At 58.3% G+C, this 6,229-nt stretch carries 10 protein-coding genes; 7 read left to right on the top strand and 3 right to left on the bottom strand.

Annotated features, from left to right (window positions below; genetic code table 11):
• Positions 1–168: 168 nt before the first annotated feature.
• Entirely contained in the window at positions 169–1,050 is an 882-nt protein-coding gene (locus MHX61_RS11165; RefSeq protein WP_239194927.1) for a hypothetical protein, read from the bottom strand.
• A gap of 141 nt (positions 1,051–1,191) precedes the next feature.
• Between MHX61_RS11165 and MHX61_RS11160 the strand changes: the two genes are divergently transcribed.
• Positions 1,192–1,977, top strand: coding sequence for a formate/nitrite transporter family protein (locus MHX61_RS11160; protein WP_239194925.1), 786 nt, complete (start codon positions 1,192–1,194; stop codon positions 1,975–1,977).
• Here MHX61_RS11160 and fdhD read toward each other — a convergent pair.
• Together fdhD and MHX61_RS11150 are read right to left on the bottom strand one after the other, a co-directional pair.
• Positions 1,974–2,792, bottom strand: coding sequence for a formate dehydrogenase accessory sulfurtransferase FdhD (fdhD, locus tag MHX61_RS11155; protein WP_239194923.1), 819 nt, complete (start codon positions 2,790–2,792; stop codon positions 1,974–1,976). The two genes, MHX61_RS11160 and fdhD, sit on opposite strands and share 4 nt — an antisense overlap.
• Positions 2,792–3,040, bottom strand: coding sequence for a DUF6457 domain-containing protein (locus MHX61_RS11150; protein ID WP_040424880.1), 249 nt, complete (start codon positions 3,038–3,040; stop codon positions 2,792–2,794). Before MHX61_RS11150 ends, fdhD begins: the two co-directional genes overlap by 1 nt.
• 355 nt (positions 3,041–3,395) lie before the next feature.
• Between MHX61_RS11150 and rpsH the strand changes: the two genes are divergently transcribed.
• Genes rpsH through rplO form a run of 6 tightly spaced genes read left to right on the top strand, consistent with a single transcriptional unit; the run spans position 3,396 to position 6,039 of the window.
• Positions 3,396–3,779 carry a 30S ribosomal protein S8 gene (gene rpsH, locus MHX61_RS11145; RefSeq protein ID WP_005322799.1) on the top strand — a complete coding sequence of 128 codons (384 nt, stop codon included), beginning with the start codon at positions 3,396–3,398 and terminating at the stop codon, positions 3,777–3,779.
• Positions 3,780–3,794: 15 nt separating this feature from the next.
• Entirely contained in the window at positions 3,795–4,331 is a 537-nt protein-coding gene (gene rplF, locus MHX61_RS11140; protein ID WP_005322792.1) for a 50S ribosomal protein L6, read from the top strand.
• A 3-nt stretch (positions 4,332–4,334) separates the two neighbouring features.
• Positions 4,335–4,736: a 50S ribosomal protein L18 gene (rplR, locus tag MHX61_RS11135; RefSeq protein ID WP_005322788.1), complete on the top strand. Its 402-nt coding sequence runs from the start codon at positions 4,335–4,337 to the stop codon at positions 4,734–4,736.
• Positions 4,737–4,776: 40 nt separating this feature from the next.
• A complete protein-coding gene (gene rpsE / locus MHX61_RS11130) occupies positions 4,777–5,400 on the top strand; it encodes a 30S ribosomal protein S5 (RefSeq protein WP_239194921.1) in 624 nt (207 codons plus the stop codon).
• A 3-nt stretch (positions 5,401–5,403) separates the two neighbouring features.
• Complete coding sequence (gene rpmD / locus MHX61_RS11125; RefSeq protein ID WP_204610229.1) at positions 5,404–5,589, top strand: 50S ribosomal protein L30; 186 nt, start codon at positions 5,404–5,406, stop codon at positions 5,587–5,589.
• A gap of 3 nt (positions 5,590–5,592) precedes the next feature.
• Positions 5,593–6,039: a 50S ribosomal protein L15 gene (rplO, locus tag MHX61_RS11120; RefSeq protein WP_005322777.1), complete on the top strand. Its 447-nt coding sequence runs from the start codon at positions 5,593–5,595 to the stop codon at positions 6,037–6,039.
• The last annotated feature ends 190 nt before the right edge of the window (positions 6,040–6,229 follow it).

Genomic DNA, 6,229 nt, shown 5'->3' with positions numbered 1-6,229 from the left:
TGAACTACCAGCCCGAACCAACGACGCAAACCGCGCCACAACAGCAGAATCCGGAACCCATTTCGACTCCACACAATCACCTAACCCATGTCAGGTGTTTCCACGACCGCTAGAAATCAAGCAGTTTGGATTCAAAGGTGCGCAGGCGCCGGCTTGTGCGGGTGTGGCTTAGGCGCTTTCGGCCTCTGTGTGCGTGGTGCCCTCATACTGCCAGCCGACGACCGCGTTGCGCACCGCTGGCTCCAGCGGATTCGCAGGTTGAATGCAACTGATGGTGAGAAGGCGGCCGGGCATGGGGCCTTCGCCCCAAATAGAGGCGTCGTCAGAAAGCCCCTGTTTATCTGGGTCGTGTAAGTCGGTAGCAGTATAGATGAGCCAGTTCTGGCCGGAATTTTGGGTGCGCACGTAGAGCTTGTCTCCCAGATGAACCTTGTGCTCATTGGCAGAGCCATCGTAGAGGTTATTGAAAACGCCTGGCACTCCCGCACCGGTATGGCCGGCAATGACCACGAGGTCCTGGGACGTCGTGCCCGGCAGAGAATAAGGGCGGTCTTCGGCAGTATAGGTGCAGGCCTTGTTCATGGAGTCCGGATTGATGGCGCCGTTGACTACGCGGCAGGAGCCGTCTTGAAAATCGGCATGAACCTCAATAGCTGGGATGAAGAGCTCGACTGCAGGTGAAGGGTCGATGGCAGGTGCCTCTTCTGCAGTGACTTCATTGGTTTCTAGTCCCTCTGGAGGGTTGACCACGCGGTTAATCGTGCTGGCGAGTAACACGGTGGCAACGATGCCGGTGACCACGCGAAGGATGCCGGAGGACTTCCATACCTTTTTGATCCGCTCCCACATGGTGGGTTTGCGGCGGTGCCGGGGAAGTGAGGTGTCCTCAATGCGGCGCGGCGGGTGGCGGCGCTGTTGTTGGCGGGTGCGCGTTTCGGCCTGGCGCCACTGGCGATCAGCATCTGTGCGGTCGGATCGCGATGGAACGCTGCGGCGCCCATTAGCGGGAAGCCGATTCGGTTCCCGCCGCGGCCGGTAGTGGGAATCCATGCGACCTCCGAAGAGAAAATAAGGGTTATAGGAAAGCTCTAGCTTACAACGCAGGGGTATGCATACCCGGAATTGACGCGGAATCAGGTGGTCACGATAAGATTACAGGGATTTAATTCGCTCTAATTAATGAGGTAGAAGATGTCTCTCAATGATGCCGCTAAGGCGGCGGCCGTCAAGAAGGTCACCTTATTAGATGAATCCTTCTCTCGCTTCGCGGTGCGCTCCACTTTGGCCGGCGTGTACCTGTGCATCGGTACCGCATTTGCTGGTGTGGTTGGCCAAGCCGTCAATGGTGTAGCACCAGGCTTGGGTGCGGTGACCTTTGCTCTATTCTTTGGCCTCGGGCTCTTCGCCATTTTGATTCTGGGCGCGGATCTGGCCACGGGAAACATGATGTATATGGTCTATGCCGCAAGCAATAAGCAGGTTTCGTGGGGCAAAGCCTTCTACCTTTTGCTCATCACGACTCTCTTCAATCTGGTGGGCGCAGTCATCTTTGCGGCCATCATGGGTATGTCCGCAAAATTCGCTGAAATGGATCCTTCGCATCTGTTGGTCACCCTTTCTGAGGGGAAGCTGACCAAGTCCCCGCAGGGAATGCTGGTAGAGGGAATCGCGGCGAACTTTGTGGTCAATATGGGCATCGTCGGCGCCATCTTTGCTAAGGACATTGTCTCTAAGTTCTTCGTCATCATTCCGATTATTGGCGCCTTTGTTGGCCTGGGCCTGGAGCACGTTATCGCGAACTTCTGCCTGTTTAGCATCACGCTATTCGCTTCCGATCCGGTGCCGGTAGCCCTGACTGCTGGTAACGTGGCTCTCAATTGGATCCTGGTCTGGATCGGCAACTTTATTGGCGGCGGCCTTTTAGTTGGCGGCGTCTACGCGTGGCTCAATCGCGGCCCTGAAGCCTACCGCGACTAAGCGAGCTCCCCAGAATAAAGGTTAAAACGGTCACCGCGGGCGAAGCCCACGAGTGCCATGCCAGTTTCGCGGGCCGTTTCCACCGCTAAGGAGGAGGCGGCGCTGACGGCAACCAGCATTCCGAAGCCGGCCATCGCGGCCTTTTGGACGAGCTCAAAGCTGGCGCGCGAGCTCATTACCAAGATGAGATCGTCTGCAGGCAGTCGATCTTCTAGCAGAAGGTGACCGATGACCTTATCGGCGGCATTGTGCCGGCCGATATCTTCGCGGATGACCACCGGTTCTCCGTCTAGGGTGAAGGCGCCGGCGGCATGGATGCCGCCGGTTTTCTTAAACTGTTTTTGCTCGGCGCGCAGAGCTTCGGGCAGCTTGGCAATGACATAGGGGTCCACCGGTACCTGTGGAATCGGGTACCGGGTGTGCTTGGTTAGTGCCTCGATGGAGGAGGTACCGCAAACGCCGCAGGCAGAAGTTGTGGTGGTCAAGCGCAGATCGCTGAGGTCGAGCACATTCTTCTTGGCTAGATCGACGTCGAGCAAGTTATAAGTGTTCATCCCGTCGACGGTGGAGCCGGCGCAGTAGCGGGCCTCCGAGACATCGTTAAGCGAAGCAATATGGCCCTCTGAATGCAAGAATCCATGCGCCAGCTCAATGTCATGGCCGGGAGTGCGCATGGTTGTGGTGATGGTCTGGCCACCCGCGCGGATTTCCAGGGGCTCCTCGCCGGCGACGGTATCGGCGCGGGTATCGACCTGCAGGCCATCTCCCAGGCGGACCTTGGTGACGGCAAAGGTAGAGTTCTTGCGGCCGGCCATTACTGCAGCTCCTGCTTCAGGACATCGATATTGCTGCGGGCTTCCTCTACATTGCTGGAGGCTAGACCCACGAGGAAGGCAGTAAGTGGGGCCGCGGGGCGGGAGCGATTGTGTGCAACGTCCTTGGTGAGGTCCAGGATCTCGCGGGTGAGTGCGGTTGCCTCCTGAGGATCGAGGCCGAGATGACGGGCGGCTTCTTCGAGCCACTCGTGTGCGGATTGGATGGGGTCCTCGTGTGTTTGGCTCATCACCATCTCCTTATATACGTTCGTGCTGGTCTCGACTCTAATGAAGGCGCTAGATTATTTGGAAAACCGCAGGTTATGGCGTAGCATAGTACCTCGTGCTTGCGCCGAGGCGTTGGCGTGCCCCAATCATTGCGGATTTTGGCGCGCTGAGCTGCAGAAAGCGCTGAGCCGATGCAAGAACTGAACATCAACTTTGTTGTAGGCCCCTCGCCGTAGATAGCGGACCGTTGTCTGAATCAAAGGGTGGCGAGCGCCTTACGGTATTGACCGTAGGGAGCGTGAGTAGCCCGAAATCACACGGAGAACGCTTTGGTGAGCACGGGAACCGCAACGAGAAAGGTACACGGTCACTCATATGACTATGACTGATCCTATTGCCGACATGCTGTCGCGCGTGCGCAACGCAAGTAATGCGCACCATGACACCGTGTCGATGCCTACCTCCAAGCTGAAGGCAAACATTGCCGACATCTTGAAGCAGGAAGGCTACATCGCTGACTACACCGTCGAGGGCCACACCCTGTCCCTCGAGCTGAAGTACAACAACCGCGAGCGCTCCCTGTCTGGCCTGCGTCGCGTGTCTAAGCCGGGTCTGCGTGTGTACGCAAAGTCCACCGAACTGCCACAGGTCTTGGGCGGCCTGGGCGTGGCTATCATTTCCACGTCCCACGGCGTGCTGACTGACCGTCAGGCTGAGGAGAAGGGCGTAGGCGGAGAAGTTCTCGCCTACGTCTGGTAAAGGGAGGTTTGACACATGTCTCGAGTCGGTCTAGCACCAATCGCCGTACCGAACGGCGTCGAAATCAAGATCAACGGCCAAGACGTTGAGGTTAAGGGCCCAAAGGGCACCCAGAGCGTTAACGTTCCAGAGCCTATCGCCATCAACCTGGAAGACGGTGTACTGTCCGTCTCCCGCCCTGATGACCACCGCAAGCACCGTGCGCTGCACGGTCTGTCCCGCTCCCTGCTGAACAACGCCGTTGTTGGCGTGACCGAGGGCTACACCATCAAGATGGAAATCTTCGGTGTCGGCTACCGTGTCCAGCAGAAGGGTAAGGACCTGGAATTCAGCCTGGGCTACTCCCACCCGATCCTCATCGAGGCTCCGGAGGGAATTACCTTCGCAGTGGACGGCGCAACCAAGCTGTCCATTACCGGTATTGACAAGCAACTAGTCGGACAGATCGCCGCTAATATCCGTCGTCTGCGTAAGGACGATCCTTACAAGGGCAAGGGTATTCGCTACGAGGGCGAGCAGATCCGTCGCAAGGTCGGAAAGACGGGTAAGTAAGCAATGGCAAACACTGAAAACACCAAGCGCACTCCAGTCGGCAAGGACATTTCCTCTCGTCGTCGCGAAGCACGCGCACGCCGTCACTTCCGTATCCGTAAGACCCTGCGTGGCACCCCTGAGGCACCGCGTCTGGTTCTTCACCGCTCCTCCCGTCACATGCACGTGCAGGTCATCGATGACCTGGCAGGCCACACCCTGGTCTCCGCATCCTCCATGGAGGCGGACGTTCGTGCACTCGAGGGCGATAAGAAGGCCAAGGCTGCCAAGGTAGGCGAGCTGGTTGCCGAGCGCGCTAAGGCCGCTGGCATCGAGCACGTCGTATTTGACCGCGCAGGCTACAAGTACCACGGCCGCGTCGCTGCGCTGGCTGACGCCGCACGTGAAGGTGGTCTGAAGTTCTAATGATCATCGTCAACGGAAACATCAACGGAAGGAACGCCTAATGTCGGACCGTGAACAGCGTGACGGCGGACGCTCCGCCGAGAACAACAAGAACAACCGCGGTGGCAACGGCCGCCGCAACGATCGTCGTAACCACCAGGACAACGAGCGCGATAAGTACATCGAGCGCGTTGTGACCATCAACCGCGTCTCCAAGACCGTTAAGGGTGGCCGCAACATGTCCTTCACCGCCCTCGTCGTCGTTGGTGACGGCCAGGGTCAGGTTGGCGTTGGTTACGGCAAGGCCAAGGAAGTCCCGGCCGCAATCCAGAAGGGCGCTGAAGAGGCTCGCAAAAACTTCTTCCGCGTTCCGATGATTGCCGGCACCATCACCCACCCGGTTGAGGGTCGCGACGCAGCTGGCATCGTCATGATGAAGCCTGCCGCACCTGGTACCGGTGTTATCGCTGGTGGTGCTGCTCGTCCAGTGCTCGAATGCGCTGGCGTGCAGGACATCCTGTCGAAGTCCCTGGGCTCCGACAATGCACTCAACGTCGTCCGCGCTACCGTGGACGGCCTCAAGCAGCTGGTCCGCCCTGAAGAGGTCGCCGCACGTCGTGGCAAGTCCCTCGAAGAGGTCACCCCGGCCCGTATGCTGCGCAAGCGCGCAGGTCAGGAGGCATAAACAATGGCTCTGAAGATTACACAGGTAAAGGGCCTGGTGGGCACCAATCCGAACCACCGCAAGAACATTGAGGCTCTTGGTCTCAAGCGCATCGGTCAGTCCGTAGTTAAGCAGGACACCCCGATCGTTCGCGGTATGGTTCATAAGGTTCGCCACCTGGTCACCGTCGAAGAAGTGGCAGGGGAGTAAACCATGGCTGATATCATCAAGCTGCACGACCTGCGCCCAACCGCAGGAGCAAACAAGCCTAAGACCCGCGTCGGCCGCGGTGAGGCATCCAAGGGTAAGACCGCTGGTCGCGGTACCAAGGGCACCGGTGCTCGTAAGCAGGTTTCCGCTGCTTTCGAGGGTGGCCAGATGCCGATCCACATGCGTCTGCCTAAGTTGAAGGGCTTCAAGAACCCGAACCACGTTGAGTACCAGGTAGTTAACGTTGCTGACCTGGCTGAGAAGTTCGCAGATGGCGGCGACATCACCGTTGCTGACATCGCAGCTGCTGGCCTGGTCCGCGCTAACAAGCCGGTCAAGGTTCTGGGCAACGGCGACATCAACGTTAAGTTGAACGTCACCGCTGACAAGTTCTCCAAGTCTGCTGTAGAGAAGATTGAGGCTGCTGGCGGTTCCGCTAACACCAAGTAATCTCCTCTAGGTAGATTTCATCCCCCTCCCCGCACACGCGGGGCAGGGGGATGTTTCCGTTTTGTAGTCACCGGCGGATTCTAGTGGTCGTGGAAACACGTCTTATGTTTCGGTTGAGTTTATCAGTGCGGCCATTTTCTCGGCTGGTGTTTGAAAGCCCAGGGTTTTGCGGGGGCGGCGGTTGAGTTGC

Origin of the sequence: Corynebacterium sp. ACRPF, assembly GCF_022347395.1 — a bacterium.
In the GTDB taxonomy this organism is placed as follows: Bacteria; Actinomycetota; Actinomycetes; order Mycobacteriales; family Mycobacteriaceae; genus Corynebacterium; species Corynebacterium tuberculostearicum_D.
Note: the sequence above shows the minus strand (reverse complement) of the source record. Positions and strands in the feature narration are given on the sequence as shown.